Annotated in this window: 17 protein-coding genes and 1 pseudogene; 8 read left to right on the top strand and 10 right to left on the bottom strand. The window is 72.3% G+C overall.

What is annotated here, in order from left to right; translation table 11 throughout:
- From CCN33_RS20570 to CCN33_RS20580, 3 genes are all read left to right on the top strand, one after another.
- Positions 1-1,048: serine hydroxymethyltransferase (locus CCN33_RS20570; protein WP_086695045.1), on the top strand; the 1,048-nt coding region annotated here is incomplete at its 5' end.
- 108 nt (positions 1,049-1,156) lie between these two features.
- Positions 1,157-2,191: a tryptophan--tRNA ligase gene (trpS, locus tag CCN33_RS20575; RefSeq protein ID WP_086695059.1), complete on the top strand. Its 1,035-nt coding sequence runs from the start codon at positions 1,157-1,159 to the stop codon at positions 2,189-2,191.
- 194 nt (positions 2,192-2,385) lie between these two features.
- Entirely contained in the window at positions 2,386-2,964 is a 579-nt protein-coding gene (locus CCN33_RS20580; RefSeq protein WP_086695046.1) for a 2'-5' RNA ligase family protein, read from the top strand.
- Positions 2,965-2,976: 12 nt separating this feature from the next.
- Here CCN33_RS20580 and dprE2 read toward each other — a convergent pair whose 3' ends face one another.
- A complete protein-coding gene (gene dprE2, locus CCN33_RS20585) occupies positions 2,977-3,732 on the bottom strand; it encodes a decaprenylphospho-beta-D-erythro-pentofuranosid-2-ulose 2-reductase (RefSeq protein WP_086695047.1) in 756 nt (251 codons plus the stop codon).
- A gap of 161 nt (positions 3,733-3,893) precedes the next feature.
- On the opposite strand from dprE2, the gene CCN33_RS31215 reads away from it, so the two are divergent.
- Complete coding sequence (locus CCN33_RS31215; protein ID WP_107483967.1) at positions 3,894-4,802, top strand: YihY/virulence factor BrkB family protein; 909 nt, start codon at positions 3,894-3,896, stop codon at positions 4,800-4,802.
- Here the strand turns inward: CCN33_RS31215 and CCN33_RS20595 are convergent.
- Positions 4,750-6,036, bottom strand: coding sequence for a D-alanyl-D-alanine carboxypeptidase family protein (locus tag CCN33_RS20595; RefSeq protein ID WP_244173880.1), 1,287 nt, complete (start codon positions 6,034-6,036; stop codon positions 4,750-4,752). The two genes, CCN33_RS31215 and CCN33_RS20595, sit on opposite strands and share 53 nt — an antisense overlap.
- Positions 6,037-6,127: 91 nt before the next feature.
- Here CCN33_RS20595 and CCN33_RS20600 point away from each other — a divergent pair, with 91 nt between their 5' ends.
- Together CCN33_RS20600 and CCN33_RS20605 are read left to right on the top strand one after the other, a co-directional pair.
- The gene (locus CCN33_RS20600) at positions 6,128-6,367 is read left to right on the top strand and encodes an SCO4848 family membrane protein (RefSeq protein WP_086695049.1); all 240 of its coding nucleotides are present in this window, start codon (positions 6,128-6,130) and stop codon (positions 6,365-6,367) included.
- A gap of 12 nt (positions 6,368-6,379) precedes the next feature.
- On the top strand, positions 6,380-7,717 hold the full coding sequence (locus CCN33_RS20605; RefSeq protein WP_086695050.1) for a metallophosphoesterase: 1,338 nt from the start codon (positions 6,380-6,382) through the stop codon (positions 7,715-7,717).
- Positions 7,718-7,936: 219 nt separating this feature from the next.
- On the opposite strand, the gene CCN33_RS20610 is transcribed toward CCN33_RS20605, so the two are convergent.
- The 3 genes from CCN33_RS20610 to CCN33_RS20620 all read right to left on the bottom strand — a co-directional run bounded on the left by CCN33_RS20610 (position 7,937) and on the right by CCN33_RS20620 (position 10,845).
- Positions 7,937-8,770 carry a PIG-L family deacetylase gene (locus CCN33_RS20610; RefSeq protein ID WP_086695051.1) on the bottom strand — a complete coding sequence of 278 codons (834 nt, stop codon included), beginning with the start codon at positions 8,768-8,770 and terminating at the stop codon, positions 7,937-7,939.
- Positions 8,771-9,115: 345 nt separating this feature from the next.
- Positions 9,116-9,895, bottom strand: coding sequence for a VOC family protein (locus CCN33_RS20615; RefSeq protein WP_086695052.1), 780 nt, complete (start codon positions 9,893-9,895; stop codon positions 9,116-9,118).
- Positions 9,896-10,119: 224 nt separating this feature from the next.
- Complete coding sequence (locus CCN33_RS20620) at positions 10,120-10,845, bottom strand: dienelactone hydrolase family protein (RefSeq protein ID WP_086695053.1); 726 nt, start codon at positions 10,843-10,845, stop codon at positions 10,120-10,122.
- A 209-nt stretch (positions 10,846-11,054) separates the two neighbouring features.
- On the opposite strand from CCN33_RS20620, the gene CCN33_RS20625 reads away from it, so the two are divergent.
- The gene (locus tag CCN33_RS20625; protein ID WP_086695060.1) at positions 11,055-11,498 is read left to right on the top strand and encodes an NUDIX domain-containing protein; all 444 of its coding nucleotides are present in this window, start codon (positions 11,055-11,057) and stop codon (positions 11,496-11,498) included.
- Positions 11,495-11,695 (top strand): hypothetical protein, encoded by a 201-nt coding sequence (locus CCN33_RS20630; protein ID WP_086695054.1) that lies wholly within the window; start codon positions 11,495-11,497, stop codon positions 11,693-11,695. The genes CCN33_RS20625 and CCN33_RS20630 overlap by 4 nt, the downstream gene beginning before the upstream one ends.
- A 1-nt stretch (position 11,696) precedes the next feature.
- On the opposite strand, the gene CCN33_RS20635 is transcribed toward CCN33_RS20630, so the two are convergent.
- The 5 genes and pseudogenes from CCN33_RS20635 to CCN33_RS20655 all read right to left on the bottom strand — a co-directional run.
- On the bottom strand, positions 11,697-12,194 hold the full coding sequence (locus CCN33_RS20635; RefSeq protein ID WP_086695055.1) for a hemerythrin domain-containing protein: 498 nt from the start codon (positions 12,192-12,194) through the stop codon (positions 11,697-11,699).
- Between the two features lie 95 nt (positions 12,195-12,289).
- Complete coding sequence (locus tag CCN33_RS20640) at positions 12,290-13,018, bottom strand: TetR/AcrR family transcriptional regulator (protein WP_086695056.1); 729 nt, start codon at positions 13,016-13,018, stop codon at positions 12,290-12,292.
- A 9-nt stretch (positions 13,019-13,027) separates the two neighbouring features.
- Entirely contained in the window at positions 13,028-13,540 is a 513-nt protein-coding gene (locus tag CCN33_RS20645; RefSeq protein ID WP_086695057.1) for a thiol-disulfide oxidoreductase DCC family protein, read from the bottom strand.
- The gene (locus tag CCN33_RS20650) at positions 13,537-13,944 is read right to left on the bottom strand and encodes a hypothetical protein (RefSeq protein ID WP_086695058.1); all 408 of its coding nucleotides are present in this window, start codon (positions 13,942-13,944) and stop codon (positions 13,537-13,539) included. Before CCN33_RS20650 ends, CCN33_RS20645 begins: the two co-directional genes overlap by 4 nt.
- Before the next feature lie 95 nt (positions 13,945-14,039).
- Positions 14,040-14,295 (bottom strand): annotated as a pseudogene (locus CCN33_RS20655) (VOC family protein); the annotation flags it as partial.

A 14,295-nucleotide genomic window follows, 5' to 3' on the forward strand; every position in this document is an offset into this window, starting at 1 on the left:
CGGCGCCCGCCAGGTCAACGAGCTGTCCGAGGCGGACTGGGCGGAGCTGCGCCAGGCGTTCGGCAACCAGCGCATGCTCGGCATGTCCCTGGACGCGGGCGGCCACCTCACCCACGGCTTCCGGCCCAACATCAGCGGCAAGATGTTCGACCAGCGCTCCTACGGCACCGACCCGGCCACCGGCCTGATCGACTACGAGGCCCTGCGCGCCCAGGCCCGCGAGTTCCGCCCGCTGATCCTGGTCGCCGGGTACTCCGCCTACCCGCGCCTGGTGAACTTCCGGATCATGCGGGAGATCGCGGACGAGGTCGGCGCGACCCTCATGGTCGACATGGCGCACTTCGCCGGTCTGGTCGCGGGCAAGGTGCTCACCGGCGACTTCGACCCGGTGCCGCACGCCCAGATCGTCACCACCACCACCCACAAGTCGCTGCGCGGCCCGCGCGGCGGCATGGTCCTGTGCGACGACTCCCTGAAGGACCAGGTCGACCGGGGCTGCCCGATGGTGCTCGGCGGCCCGCTCCCGCACGTCATGGCCGCCAAGGCGGTCGCCCTGGCCGAGGCCCGCCGGCCCTCCTTCCAGGACTACGCCCAGCGCGTCGTCGACAACTCCCGCGCGCTCGCCGAGGGCCTGATGAAGCGCGGTGCCACCCTCGTCACCGGCGGCACGGACAACCACCTCAACCTGATCGACGTCGCCGGTTCCTACGGCCTCACCGGCCGCCAGGCCGAGGCCGCCCTCCTCGACTCCGGCATCGTCACCAACCGCAACGCCATCCCCGCCGACCCCAACGGCGCCTGGTACACCTCCGGCATCCGCATCGGCACCCCCGCCCTGACCACCCGCGGCCTGGGCACGGCCGAGATGGACGAGGTGGCCGGCCTGATCGACCGGGTCCTGACGACCACGGAACCCGGCACCACGAAGTCCGGCGCCCCGTCGAAGGCCCAGCACGTCCTGGACCGGAAGACGGCGGACGAGATCGCGCAGCGGGCGACGGACCTGGTGGCAGCCTTCCCGCTGTACCCGGAGATCGACCTCGGCTGAGCGCTCGAGGGGCGCGGGGAACTGCGCGACCAGCCACGACGGCGCCGCAGCCCCCCGCGCCCCCACCTGGGCACGGGACCCGCCTCCACCTCTGGAAGAATGGGCACCATGGCCCCCGCTGAAAAGCCCACCGCTGAAAAGAAGCCCCGCGTACTCTCCGGAATCCAGCCCACCGCGGGCTCGTTCCACCTCGGCAACTACCTCGGTGCCGTCCGGCAGTGGGTGGCCCTCCAGGAGACGCACGACGCGTTCTACATGGTCGTCGACCTGCACGCGATCACGCTCCCGCAGGACCCGAAGGACCTCCGCGCCAACACCCGCCTCGCCGCGGCCCAGCTCCTCGCGGCCGGTCTGGACCCCGACCGCTGCACCCTCTTCGTGCAGAGCCACGTCCCCGAGCACGCCCAGCTCGCCTGGGTCATGAACTGCCTCACCGGCTTCGGCGAGGCGTCCCGCATGACCCAGTTCAAGGACAAGGCCGCCAAGCAGGGCACCGACCGGGCCAGCGTCGGCCTGTTCACGTACCCGATCCTCCAGGTCGCGGACATCCTGCTGTACAACGCGGACGAGGTGCCGGTCGGTGAGGACCAGCGCCAGCACGTCGAGCTGACCCGCGACCTGGCCGACCGCTTCAACGGCCGCTTCGGCGAGACCTTCGTCAGCCCCAGGCCGTACATCCTCAAGGAGACGGCGAAGATCTACGACCTCCAGGACCCGGCGGTCAAGATGAGCAAGTCGGCGGCCTCGCCCAAGGGTGTCGTCAGCCTGCTGGACGACCCGAAGACGACGGCGAAGAAGGTGAAGAGCGCGGTCACCGACACCGACACGGTGATCCGCTTCGACCGGGAGAACAAGCCCGGCGTGAGCAACCTGCTCACCATCCACTCCACCCTCACCGGCACGCCCGTGGCGGACCTGGAGCGGGAGTACGAGGGCAAGATGTACGGCGCCCTCAAGACCGACCTCGCCGAGATCATGGTCGCCTTCGTCACCCCCTTCCGGGAGCGGACCCAGCAGTACCTCGAGGACACCGAGACGCTGGACTCGATCCTCGCCAAGGGCGCGGAGAAGGCCCGCGCGGTGGCCGCCGAGACCCTGGCGCTGGCCTACGACCGGGTCGGGTTCCTGCCGGCGAAGCACTGACCAACACCTGACCGGGCGTCCGGGGGCGCACAGCCGCCCCCGGATGTGCGACCCGCACGCGTGTCCGACGGGTCAGAGCGCCGTACATCACTTCCGTTGCGCCTGCCCTGCGGACACCCGTGGCCGTACAGTCGATAGCCGACGGCCGTACGCGAGGACGGCCCACAGTTCAGAACGCGACGACAGGAGACGACGTGGGGATCGTAACGATCGGCGTGTCGATCGCGGTCCCGGAGCCTCACGGCAGCCTGCTCCAGCAGCGGCGCGCGGGCTTCGGCGACACCGCCGCGCTCAGCATCCCCACGCACATCACCCTGCTGCCGCCGACCGAGGTCGATGAGGCGGACCTCGCCGCCGTCGACGCCCATCTCGCCGAGGTCGCGTCGGCCGGACGCCCCTTCCCGATGCGGCTGTCCGGCACCGGTACCTTCCGCCCGATGTCGCCCGTGGTCTACGTACGGATCGAGCAGGGCGCCGAGGAATGCACGGAGCTCCAGCAGCAGGTGCGGGACCCGGCCGGGCCGGTGCCGCGCGAGCTGCAGTTCCCGTACCACCCGCACGTCACCGTCGCGCACGGCATCGAGGAGGCGGCGATGGACCGCGCCTTCGAGGAGCTGGCCGGGTTCGAGGCGGCCTGGCCGTGCGCCGGGTTCGCGCTGTACGAGCAGGGCGCGGACGGCGTGTGGCGCAAGCTGCGCGACTACCCCTTCGGCGCCAACGTCGTGCCCAGCCAGGGCGGCCCCGCCGAGCGCGACCCCATCGCGAGCCGCTGAGCGTCTGGTCCTTCAGACCGGCAGCCTGCGGAACAGGGCGCGCGGCGCGTGTCGCAGGAGTGACATCACCGGGCGCAGCGCGCCCGGCACCCACACCGTCTCCGAGCCCCTGCGCAGGCCGAGTTCGACGGCGGCGGCCACCTGCTCCGGGGTGGTGGAGAGCGGTCCGGGCGCCAGATGGGCGGTCCTGCCGGTACGCACGAAGCCGGGGCGTACGACCATCACGTGCACGCCCGTCCCGTAGAGCGCGTCGCCGAGGCCCTGCGCGAAGGTGTCGAGGCCGGCCTTGCTGGAGCCGTAGATGAAGTCCGAGCGGCGGGCGCGTTCGGCGGCCACCGAGGAGAGGACCACCAGCGAGCCGTGGCCCTGGTCCTGGAGGGCGCGGGCGGCGACCAGACCGGCGGAGACCGCGCCGGTGTAGTTGGTGGCGGCGACCCGGACCGCGCGCAGCGGCTCCCGCTCGTCCTGTGCCTGGTTCCCGAGGACCCCGAAGGCGAGCAGCACCATGTCGACGGCCCCCTCGGCGAACACCTTGCCGAGCACCGCCTCGTGGGACTCCGGGTCCAGCGCGTCGAAGGCGACCGTGCGGACATCGGTGCCGAGCGCGGCCAGGCGGCCGGCCGCGCGGTCGAGGGCCGGGCCGGGGCGGCCCGCGAGCCACACGGTGCGGGTCCGGCGGGCGATGAGGCGGCGCGCGGTGGCCAGCGCGATCTCCGACGTGCCGCCGAGGACGAGCAGGGACTGGGGAGGGCCGCAGACAGCAGACATGCGGGTGACCGTATCGCCCCCATATGGCAGGGTGGCCGCACGGCGGCACCGGGCTCCCCGCAATGGGTGATTAGTGCGACGCGCCGAGGGGTGGCCGAGGGGGCGGGCCCCATCCGGGGCGTCGGCACATGGAGTTCGTGCGAAAAGGGCAGAGGCGGATCATGGACTGGCTGAAGAAGCTGCCCGGCATCGGGCCGATCGTGACCTGGCTGATGACCACGCACGCCTGGCGCTCGTACGCGCGCCTGGACCGGGTGAACTGGACGTGGCTCGCCGCGGCCATGACGTTCGTCAGCTTCATCGCCCTGTTCCCGCTGCTGACCGTCGCCGCGGCGGTCGCCGCGGCCACGCTCGACCCGGCCCGGCAGAAGACGGTCGAGAAGAACATCGCCGCCCAGTTCCCCGGCCTAGCCGACCAGCTCGACCTCAACGGGCTGGTGCAGAACGCGGGCACGGTCGGGCTGATCGCCGGTGCGGCGCTGCTGTTCACCGGCATCGGCTGGGTCGGCCAGGTCCGGGACTGTCTGCGCGCGGTGTGGGAGCTGCCCGAGCGGGACGGCAACCCGATCGTGCTGAAGCTCAAGGACGCCGGGGTGCTGATCGGCCTCGGCGGCGCCCTGCTGGTGACCCTGGCCGCCTCCACCCTCGCCTCGGCCGCGATCGGCCGGCTGGCGTCGGCGATCGGTCTGGACGAGCACAGCTGGGGCACCGTGCTGCTGCGGATCGCCGCGTTCGCCGTCGCCGTCCTCGCCGACTTCCTGGTGCTGCTGTACGTGCTGAGCCTGCTGCCGGGGGTCGAACCGCCGCGCCGCCGCCTGCTGGTGGCGGCCCTGCTCGGCGCGGTCGGCTTCGAACTCCTCAAGCTGCTGCTGAGCGGCTACATCCAGGGCGTCGCCGCGAAGAGCGTGTACGGCGCCTTCGGTGTCCCCGTCGCGCTGCTGCTGTGGATCAACTTCACCTCGAAGCTGGTCCTTTACTGCGCCGCCTGGACGGCGACGCGCAGCGACGAGGGCAAGGTCACGGACGCTGCCGCCGGCGCATCAGATCAGGCAGCGGCCAGCGGCGGTTGACGAGGAAGGCCCCGCCGCCGAGCAGCACCAGCAGCCCGGCCGCGATGGCCACCGCCGTCCCCGCGCCCCGCGAGCCGCCGCTCTGCGCGGTGGCGCCCTTCACCGGCTCCGACCCGGCGCCCGCGGTGCCCTGCTGGGCGCCGGTGACGTTCGCGCTGGGCGCGCCGCTCGGCTGTGCGCTCGGGGTGGCGTTCAGCGGTGGGACGAGCACTCCGACCGGCTTGACCTTGCCGGCCGCCTTGAAGCCCCAGTCGAAGAGCTGGGCGGTCTCCTTGTAGACCTCGTCGTGCTCGTGCTTCTCCGGGTTCATCACGGTGACGAGCAGCACCTTGCCGCCGCGCTCGGCGACCCCGGTGAAGGTGGCGCCCGCGTTGGTGGTGTTGCCGTTCTTGACCCCGGCGATGCCCGGATAGACGGAGGTGTCCGCGTCCCCGCTCAGCAGCCGGTTGGTGTTCTGGATCTCGAAGGTCTCGCGGGTGGGCCTGCCCTTGCCCTTCCGCGTGGTCGCGCCGGGGAACTTGGCGCGCACGGTGGAGCAGTACTCCCGGAAGTCCTTCTTCTGCAGCCCGGACCGGGCGAACAGGGTGAGGTCGTACGCCGAGGAGTACTGCCGGGGGGCGTCGTAGCCGTCAGGGCTGACCACGTGGGTGTCGCCGGCCTGGAGGGCGTCGGCGTGGGCCTGCATGTCCCTGACGGTCTGCGCGACACCGCCGTTCATCGCGGAGAGCACGTGGACGGCGTCGTTGCCGGAGCGCAGGAAGACACCGAGCCACAGGTCATGGACGGTGTAGGTCTCGTTCTCCTTTATCCCGACCATGCTGGACCCGGCGCCGATCCCGGCGAGGTCGGCGGGCACCACCTGATGGCGCTGGTCGCTGGGGAAGCGGGGCAGCACGGTGTCCGCGAACAGCATCTTCAGGGTGCTCGCCGGGGGGAGCCGCCAGTGCGCGTTGTGCGAGGCGAGCACGTCGCCGCTCTCGGCGTCGGTGACGATCCAGGAGCGGGCGGTCAGCCCCTTGGGCAGCACGGGGACGCCGGCGGCGAGGTTCACCTGCGTACCGGGCACGCCGAGGCGGGCGCCACCCACCTGGGACATACGGGCCGGGGGAGCTGCCGTGGGACTGCCGGACGGCTTGGGTGCGGCGAAGGCCGACGGGGCGAGGCCGGAGACGGTCAGCAGTGCGGCGGATGTGATCAACAAGGATCGCTGGGCGATCTTCTTCGGTGCGGACACGATCGAGAACGTACCTGCCACGGGCTGTGAAGTCCCGCCTCCCGCTCCACCCCGGCCATGGAGCCGGATCGCGGGCGGCGATACTGGACTCATGAAGCTCAGCCGCCCGGTCTCCTGGTTCCTGCTCGCCTTCGGGGTGTGGAGCTGGGTCATCTGGGTCACTTTCGTCAAGAATCTCGTTGCGGACGGCAGCGGTCTCGCCTTCGACGACGGGCACCCCACGGCCTACTTCTGGGTGCACCTGACGCTGGCGGTCGTGTCCTTCGTACTGGGGACGGTCGTCGGGGTCATCGGGTTGCGCGGACTGCGCGCACTGCGTCGGACGTCATAGGGGACACGCCGGGTGGTCATCGTCTTCGCGCTCGTCGCCCTGGCCGTACTGGCCCTCGTGGCGGGCCTGCACTGGTACGTCTGGCGCCGCCTCGTCCGCGACACCACCCGCCCGGGCGGGGTCGCCCGCCGTGCGGGCACGGCTCTCTTCGTCGCGGCCCCGGTCCTGATGATCGCCGCCCTGGTCGCGGAACGCTCCGGGGCGCCCTTCTGGCTCCAACGGGCCCTGGCCTGGCCGGGGTTCCTGTGGATGGCCCTCGCGCTCTACCTGCTGCTGGCGACGGTGGCGACGGAGCCGGCGCGGGTGTGGGCCGGGCGGCGGGCGCGCCGGGCCACGCGGGAGGCGGTCCTCGCGGGGCTGGGGGCGGTGCCGGTGCCGTCGGCGGAGCGAACCGGGGTGGCCGACGACGCGCCGGTGTCCCCGGCGGCTGAGGGGGCGTCCGTGGCCCCGGCAGGACCGTCGGCAGGGGCTGACGGCACGTCCTCCTCCGAAGCGCCGCCGGCTTCCGCGTTCGCCGCGTCCGCCCTCTCCCGCCGCGTCTTCGTCTCCCGCGTCGCCGGGGGCACGGCGGCCGCGGTGGCGCTGGGCACGACGGGCTGGGGCACGTACGGGGTGCTGCGCGGCCCCCGCGTGAAGCGGCTGACGGTCCCCCTGGCCAGGCTCCCGCGCTCGGCGCACGGCTTCCGGATCGCCGTGGTCAGCGACATCCACCTGGGCCCGGTGCTGGGACGGAACTTCGCCCGGACGGTGGTCGACACGATCAACTCGACCCAGCCGGACATGATCGCGGTCGTCGGCGACCTGGTGGACGGCAGCGTGAAGAACCTGGGTCCGGCGGCGGCCCCCCTGGCGGGGCTGGAGTCCCGCCTGGGCACCTACTTCGTCACCGGCAACCACGAGTACTTCTCCGGCGCCGCCCAATGGCTGGACGAGGTCCGCACCCTGGGCATGCGCCCCTTGGAGAACGCCCGCACGGAACTCCCGTACTTCGACCTGGCGGGCGTGAACGACCTCCAGGGCGAGAGCGAGGGCCACGGCCCGGACTTCGCCAAGGCCCTGGGCGACCGCGACCCCTCCCGCGCCTGCGTCCTCATGGCCCACCAGCCGGTCCAGATCCACGAGGCCGTCCACTACTCCGTGGACCTCCAGCTCTCCGGCCACACCCACGGCGGCCAGCTCTGGCCCGGCAACCTCGTCGCCAGGGCCGCGAACCCCACGGTCGCGGGCCTCGACCGCTACGGCGACACCCAGCTCTACGTCAGCCGGGGCGCGGGCGCCTGGGGCCCGCCCACGCGGGTGTGGGCCCCGTCGGACATCACGGTGATCGAACTGGCCTCACGCGAGGCGTAGTCGGCGCCGCCCCGCCGCCGCACCGCCCTCCTGGGCCGGCGGCCTCTTCGCCGCCGTGCGCCGCTACAGGAAGCAGTACGGCCGCGAGGGCGAGCCCGGCCCGGTCGCGCGGGTCGACGTCGCGCCGGCCCGCAGGCCGTGATCGAGGGGGCCGCTCGGCCATGCACGCCTACTGCGCCTTGACCGGCATGGCCGACCGCATGACCGCCGGAACGCTCTTCAGCGGAGCCCGGCGAACAGGTCGGTCTCGGGGGTCGGGGCGTTCGTGGGGTCCTGGACGCGAAGGAAGGTCTCCGTGCCCATCAGTTCGGCGAACCGCTCCTTGCCCATCCGCAGGAAGAAGATGTTCTCGCCCTGGCTGGCGTGGGCGGCGAGGGCGTCGTACTTCTGGTCGCTGTAGGGGGTGGTGTCGACCCAGGTGGTGATCTCGTCGTCGGGAAGACCGATCTCGGCCAGGGCGGCGGCCTCCTCGGGATCGGGCTCCGGCATGTCGTCCGCGAACTCGCGCATGACCTCGCCGAAGCGGGCCATCTGCGAGTGGGGGACGGTGGTCCAGTACACCTTGGGGGTCAGGTCGGTCAGCTTCAGCGCGGCCATCGTGATGCGGTGGGCCTGGATGTGGTCGGGGTGGCCATAGAAGCCGTTTTCGTCATAGGTGACGACCACATCGGGACGGTAGTGCCGCATCAGCTCCGCGAGGCGGGCCGCGCCTTCCTCCACGGGGGTCTGCCAGAAGGAGCCGGGAGCGTCGTTGCTCGGCCATCCCGCCATTCCCGAGTCGGCGTAGTCCAGCATCTCCAGGTCGCTGATCTTCAGGACCTCGCAGCTGGCCTCGAGTTCGTCCCGGCGCATCCGGGCGACCGCCACCGGATCGTGTCCGGGCGCGCCCGGCTTCACACCCCCCGGCCCGTCCCCGCAACCGCCGTCGGTACAGGTGACCAGCACCGTCCGGATGCCTTCCGCCGCGTATCGCGCGAGCACCCCTCCGGTCCCGGTCGCCTCGTCGTCGGGGTGGGCGTGCACTGCCATCAGCGTCAACGGCCGGTCGGTCATGAAGAGTCCTCCTGCGAGATGCGATCTGCCCGTGGCGGGCGTACCGCACAACCTCGCCGCCGGGACCGGATGTTCCCGGCGTGACGGCTCACGTCCGCCCTCGCGTCGGTCAGGGCTCGATGCGCAGGTCCTCGATGAGGCCGCCATCAGGCCGCCATCGAGACGGAAACGGCAGTGGGGGTCCACCAGGCCGCCCGGGGGCCGCCCGGACCGCGGCCTGCTGCCCGCGATGACCGGGGCCGGACAGGAGCCGCCGGCCCCGCCGCGCGTCCGGCCATGCGGGCCCGCTACCCCCGCGGCGACGGGCCACTGCCGATGAGGCCGCCTCCACCGAGGAGCGCGGCCTCAGGAACCGGCCGGCCTGATCATCGCGAACGGCGCGCCCTGCGGGTCGGTGACTACCGTCATGCGGCCCGCGGACATGTCGAACGGCGGGACGAGGACGTTGCCGTCCCGGCGGACCAGAACGTCCACCGTGGAGTCGACGTCGTCGACCGCGAAGTACGTCAGCCAGTGGGCCGGGGTGCCGGGCGGGTCGTTGGCGAGGAGGGTGACGCCGCCCACCGTCAGGCCGCCCACGCGCAGCTCCCAGTAGGAGTCCTGGCCGTCCATCGGCGTGATCTCGATGTCGAACACCTCGCCGTAGAAGGCCGCGGCGGCATCCACGTCGCTGGTGTGCAGCTCGGTCCAGGTGAGCGCGCCCGGCTCGTTGACCACGCCCGCGCCGAAGAACTCGCCCCGCTGCCAGACGCCGAACTCCGCGCCCTGCGGGTCGGTGGCGACCAGCATCCGGCCGAGGTCGCCGACATCCGTCGCGGGGGCGAACGGGTCGCCGCCCGCGTCGATGATGCGCTCCTGGGTGGCGACCGCGTCGGCGGTGGCGAGGTAGGTGGTCCACACGGTGGGCGGCTCCGGCATGCCCTCCGGAGCCGTCGCCGGGCCGATGCCGGCGACGGCCCTGCCGCGCAGCTCGCAGACCGCGTACCCGCCGAACTCGGCCGGCCCCGGCGCGCCCTGCCAGCCCAACAGGTCCCGGTAGAAGTCCAGCGCGGCCTGCTGGTCCTGCGCCCGCAGATCGACCCAGCAGGGGGCGCCGGTCGCGTACGGGGTGTTGACTTCGGGCATCGTTGCCTCTCCCTGGTGGTGTGTCCAGGTGGACACCCTTCCGCCCCGGTACCTCCCCGCCCCTCCGACACGCCGCTCGCTTCTCAGCGCACGGAGGAGGGCCCGTGGCCGGTGCCTGGTGGTACGGGGACCGCGCAGGGGAGTTGCCGGTGTACGGCTCGACGAGGTCGCCGTGCCGACCGGTGAGCGCGGGCCGGCGGGTGCCCGGGTGAGGACTCGCCCGATCACTCCGTCACGGGCAGGCACTCGGCGAGCAGGGCGACGACGTCGTGCCAGGCCCGCCGCGCATGCCGTGGGTGGTGGCCGACGCCGGGGACCGCGGGATGGTCGACCGGCGGGTGGTGGAAGGCGTGCAGGGCGCCGCCGTAGACCACGAGGCGCCAGTCGACGCCCGCGGCCTGCATCTCGGCCGCGAACGCGTCCCGTTGTGCGGGCGGCATGATCGGGTCCTCCGACCCGACCCCGGCCCACACCGGGCAGCGGATCCGCGCCGCCTCGCCCGGTCGGCCGGTGGTCAGGGCGTTGACGGTCCCGATCGCGCGCAGGCCGACTCCGTCGCGCCCGAGTTCCAGCGCGATCGCGCCACCGGTGCCGTAGCCGACGGCGGCGATCCGGCCGGGGTCGGTCCGCGGTTCGGCGCGCAGCACATCGAGTGCCGCGTGACCGATGCCCCGCATCCGGCCGGGGTCGTCGAGCAGCGGCAGGCAATGGGCCAGCATCTCCTCGGGGTTGCCCAGATAGCGCCCACCGTGAAGGTCGAAGGCCAGCGCCACGTATCCCAGCTCGGCGAGGGCGTCGGCCCGCCGGCGCTCGACATCACTGAGCCCCATGCCCTCCGGGCCCACCAGCACGGCGGGCCGGCGGCCGGCACCGGCCGGGAGCGCGAGGTGCCCGCTCATCGTCAGACCGTCGGCCGGATACTCGACCGTGCGCGTGGTGATCCGTGCCATGGGACCGGACGTTAGCGAGCGGCGGGCACGGTCGGGCCGGGGTTCACCGCCGGCAGAACGTCGCGGGTGTTTCTCTGGCCGGGGACGCATCCGTGACGAGTATGAGGAGTGATCCGGGCGGCACGGCCCCTCACCCCCCGTCCTGGGGAACCCTCTTGGCGGAGTCCCGGTGGACGTCCGTCGGATTCCGCGAAGCGAAAGGCTTGGTCATGAAGCGAGTTGTCGCCCGGTTGTGGCACGCCATGCGGGGGTCCGTGCAGTGGAGGGTCCTGTGGCTGGCGAACGCCAAGTTCATGGTGGGCGTGACCGGGGTCGTCCGTAACGACGCCGGTCAGGTACTCCTCCTCAGGCACCGGATGTGGCCCGAGCACCGGCCGTGGGGGCTGCCCACCGGGTTCGCGAAGAGGGGCGAGGAGTTCCCGCTCACCGTCGTCCGCGAGGTCAAGGAGGAGACGGGGCTCGACGTGACGCCCGGCCGTCTGGTCCGCCTGACCAGCGGATACCGCCTCCGGGTGGAGGTCGCCTACGAGGCCCTGCACACCGGAGGAACCCTGAAGATCGACGACTTCGAGATTCTGGAGGCCCGGTGGTGCGACCCGGACGCTTTGCCGCAGGGGTTGCAGGACTCCCACCGCGAGCTCATCACCCCGTGAGGCACTGCGACCGGCCGGGCCGCCCGTCCTGCGACGAGCCGACCCGGCACCTCAGGGCCACCGGCGAGGACCTCGCCGCGTCACTCCCGCACGAACTGACCTACGCCCCCTGTGGATTGGGGGCCACCCACGCCGGCCCCCACGCCGGCCACCTCGGCGAGACCGGCCGCACCCGGCTCCGGGTCCCGCCCGGCTGACTCAGTCCGAGGAACCGACGATGCGGCGGAGGTTCTCGATCGAGCCGGGCTCCTCCTTGAGGTGGCGTTCGCGGTCCGTCAGGAATGCCTCGCCCAGCTCCTCGCGGCGCTTCATCGGGACGTTCTCGCGGGCGCCGTTGAGGATGGTGCGCTCCTCCTCGTCGGTGTGGTGGGTGATGGCCTCCACCAGCTCCTCCAGCTTGGAGTCCCACTCGTCGGAGCCGACCTCCTCGACCTCCAGCAGGTTCAGGAGGGCCTGGTTCCCCTCGTCGTGCTCGTGCTCGCCGTGCTCGACCTCTTCGTTGTCGATGTTCCGGTACCGCTTCAGGGCCGGATAGACCTCGGCCTCCTCCGCCAGCGCGTGCGCGACCAGCAGATCGGCGAACTCCTTGAGCGCCGCGGCCCGGTCGGCCTCGACGCTGCGCATCTGCCGGAAGAGGTCCTCCATGCGGCGGTGGTCCTGGAGGATGAGCTCGACGACGTCCTGGGTCTCGGCCATGAGGGGCACCACTCTCGTGCGAAGTATGCGAAGTGTTCGGGTGCCCACCGTGTACCCCCGGTCCGCGCCGGGATGACTCGCCGCGCGGGACGGGATCAGCTTCGGCTTCGCGGGGCCGGGAGAGCCTTCGTCATCCCCGGCAGGAAGTCGTTGAAGAGTTCGTGGACCTCCAGGACCAGCGGGCGCAGGACGCGGAAGCGGGAGAGGGCCACACCGCGGGCGGTGAGGCGGGCGCCGCGCCGGGCCAGGCGGTAGCTGCGCTCGCGGTTCTCCGTACGGTCGAAGACCCAGTAGAGGACCAGGCCCATCTGGGAGAGCCACATCAGCTCGGGAAGGGCTTCCCGGAGCTCGGGCGACACCTTGGACCTGGAGCCCGTCAGCACCTCGCGGTGCACGCTGATCGCCTGCTCGCGGGCGTGCTCGCTCTCCGCGGAGAAGGGGCTCAGCGGGCTGTCCGGGTCGGCGGCGTTCTTGAAGAACTGCACGGCGAACTCGTGGTACGGCTCCGCGATGTCCAGCCACGCGGTGAGCACCCCGGCGAGCCGGGCCTCCAGGTCGGTCTCCGTCTCCAGCACCGACCGGACCGCCACCTGGTGCTCGGCGGCGATCCGGTCGTAGAAGCCCTGGATCAGGTGCTCCTTGCCCGCGAAGTAGTAGTAGGCGTTGCCGACCGAGACGCCGGCCTCCTTGGCGATGGCCCGCATCGTGGTCTTGTCGTAGCCGTTCTCCTGGAACAGGCGCATCGCGGTCTCGAGGATCAGCGCGCGGGTGTGTTCCGACTTGCTCTGGGGTCCGGCCTCGGGGCCGTCGTTCTTCGCGGGCACGTAGGGAGCCTAACCAGTGGAGCAGGTGCCGTCGGCGCAGGACGGGGGGTCGTGCACCCAGCCCTGGGCGGGGACGTACCGCCAGCCGTCCGTGCGGCTGTACGTGCCCTGGCCGCCCCACCGGCCGCCGCGCTGCTGACTCCACTGCGCGCCACGGTACTTGGCCGCCGCCAGCACCGCGCCCCGCGCCAGCACGGCGCCCGCCGGGGTGCTGAGGCGGTGGGCCAGCGGGCGGTGCTCGCGCAGCGCCCACAGCACCACGACCCAGGCCGCCGCGCCCCGGTACACCTGGCCGGAGTCCCCGATCACGGTGACCTCCTCCAGCGTCCGGGCCGGGTCCACACCGGGGAACCGGGCCCGGGCCTCGGCCGAGCCGGCGGGGACCAGCTCCAGGGGGACCAGCTGCGGCTGCCGCACCAGCCAGTCCCGCAGATGGGTGCAGAGGCCGCACTCGGCGTCGTAGAGGACCGTCAGGCCCCGGACCGGGGCGCTCGTGGCGCCCCGGTCCACGGCCCCGCTCACGCTCCGGCCGTCGGTGCGACCCAGCCCTGCGGGGCGACCGGCGGCTGCGTCTCGCGCTCCATCAGGCCGCGGCGGCGGATCTTGTTGAGTACGAAGACGTTGCCGAGGTGCATCGCGCCGAGGACCAGCAGGACGACGCCGAGCTTGGCCGAGAGGGTCTCGAAGATGCCCCTCGTGTCCTCGATGGAGCCGTCGTCGCTCAGGTAGAGCGTCACGAAGCCGAGGTTGACCAGGTAGAAGCCGACCACCAGGAGGTGGTTGACGGCGTCCGCGAGCTTCTCGTTGCCGTGCAGCACATCCGCCAGGAAGACCCGGCCGTTGCGGCTGAGCGTGCGGGCGACCCAGACGGTCAGCGCGATGCTGACGGCCAGGTAGATCACGTAGGCGATGACGGTGCGGTCCATGCCCCACCCCTTCTTGAACGCGTTCAAAACGCTGACAGGGATGACTGTAGCCCTGTTTTTGAACGTGTTCAACCAAGGGGGGTGAGGGCTGGATCTCAAGCCCTGCGGGCGAGTTCGGGGCGTTTGGTGTAGTCGGTGAAGCCGAAGATGTTCCCCCAGGGGTCCGCGAACTCCACGGTCCGCCCGGTGGCCGTGGACATCGCCTCGTCCACCGGCTCGATCCCGGCCCCCGCCAGCCGCCGCGCCGCCGCCCGCGCGTCCGGCACCTCCAGCCAGAGTCGCGGCGCGGGCCAGGTGGGCGGCCGGTGCCCGAGCCCGTCCTCGAGCCGCAGCAGAATCCCCGGCGTCTCC

Origin of the sequence: Streptomyces recifensis, assembly GCF_002154615.1 — a bacterium.
Classification (GTDB): Bacteria; Actinomycetota; Actinomycetes; order Streptomycetales; family Streptomycetaceae; genus Streptomyces; species Streptomyces griseoluteus.

Bases quoted from the DNA above. Each gene is read 5' to 3' on its own strand.
- dprE2 (WP_086695047.1), bottom strand. From the start codon at position 3,732: ATGTCTGCTGTCTGCGGCCCTCCCCAGTCCCTGCTCGTCCTCGGCGGC.
- CCN33_RS20625 (WP_086695060.1), top strand. From the start codon at position 11,055: ATGAAGCGAGTTGTCGCCCGGTTGTGGCACGCCATGCGGGGGTCCGTG.
- CCN33_RS31215 (WP_107483967.1), top strand. From the start codon at position 3,894: ATGGACTGGCTGAAGAAGCTGCCCGGCATCGGGCCGATCGTGACCTGG.
- CCN33_RS20635 (WP_086695055.1), bottom strand. From the start codon at position 12,194: ATGGCCGAGACCCAGGACGTCGTCGAGCTCATCCTCCAGGACCACCGC.
- CCN33_RS20610 (WP_086695051.1), bottom strand. From the start codon at position 8,770: ATGACCGACCGGCCGTTGACGCTGATGGCAGTGCACGCCCACCCCGAC.
- CCN33_RS20650 (WP_086695058.1), bottom strand. From the start codon at position 13,944: ATGGACCGCACCGTCATCGCCTACGTGATCTACCTGGCCGTCAGCATC.
- trpS (WP_086695059.1), top strand. From the start codon at position 1,157: ATGGCCCCCGCTGAAAAGCCCACCGCTGAAAAGAAGCCCCGCGTACTC.
- CCN33_RS20615 (WP_086695052.1), bottom strand. From the start codon at position 9,895: ATGCCCGAAGTCAACACCCCGTACGCGACCGGCGCCCCCTGCTGGGTC.
- CCN33_RS20620 (WP_086695053.1), bottom strand. From the start codon at position 10,845: ATGGCACGGATCACCACGCGCACGGTCGAGTATCCGGCCGACGGTCTG.
- CCN33_RS20600 (WP_086695049.1), top strand. From the start codon at position 6,128: ATGAAGCTCAGCCGCCCGGTCTCCTGGTTCCTGCTCGCCTTCGGGGTG.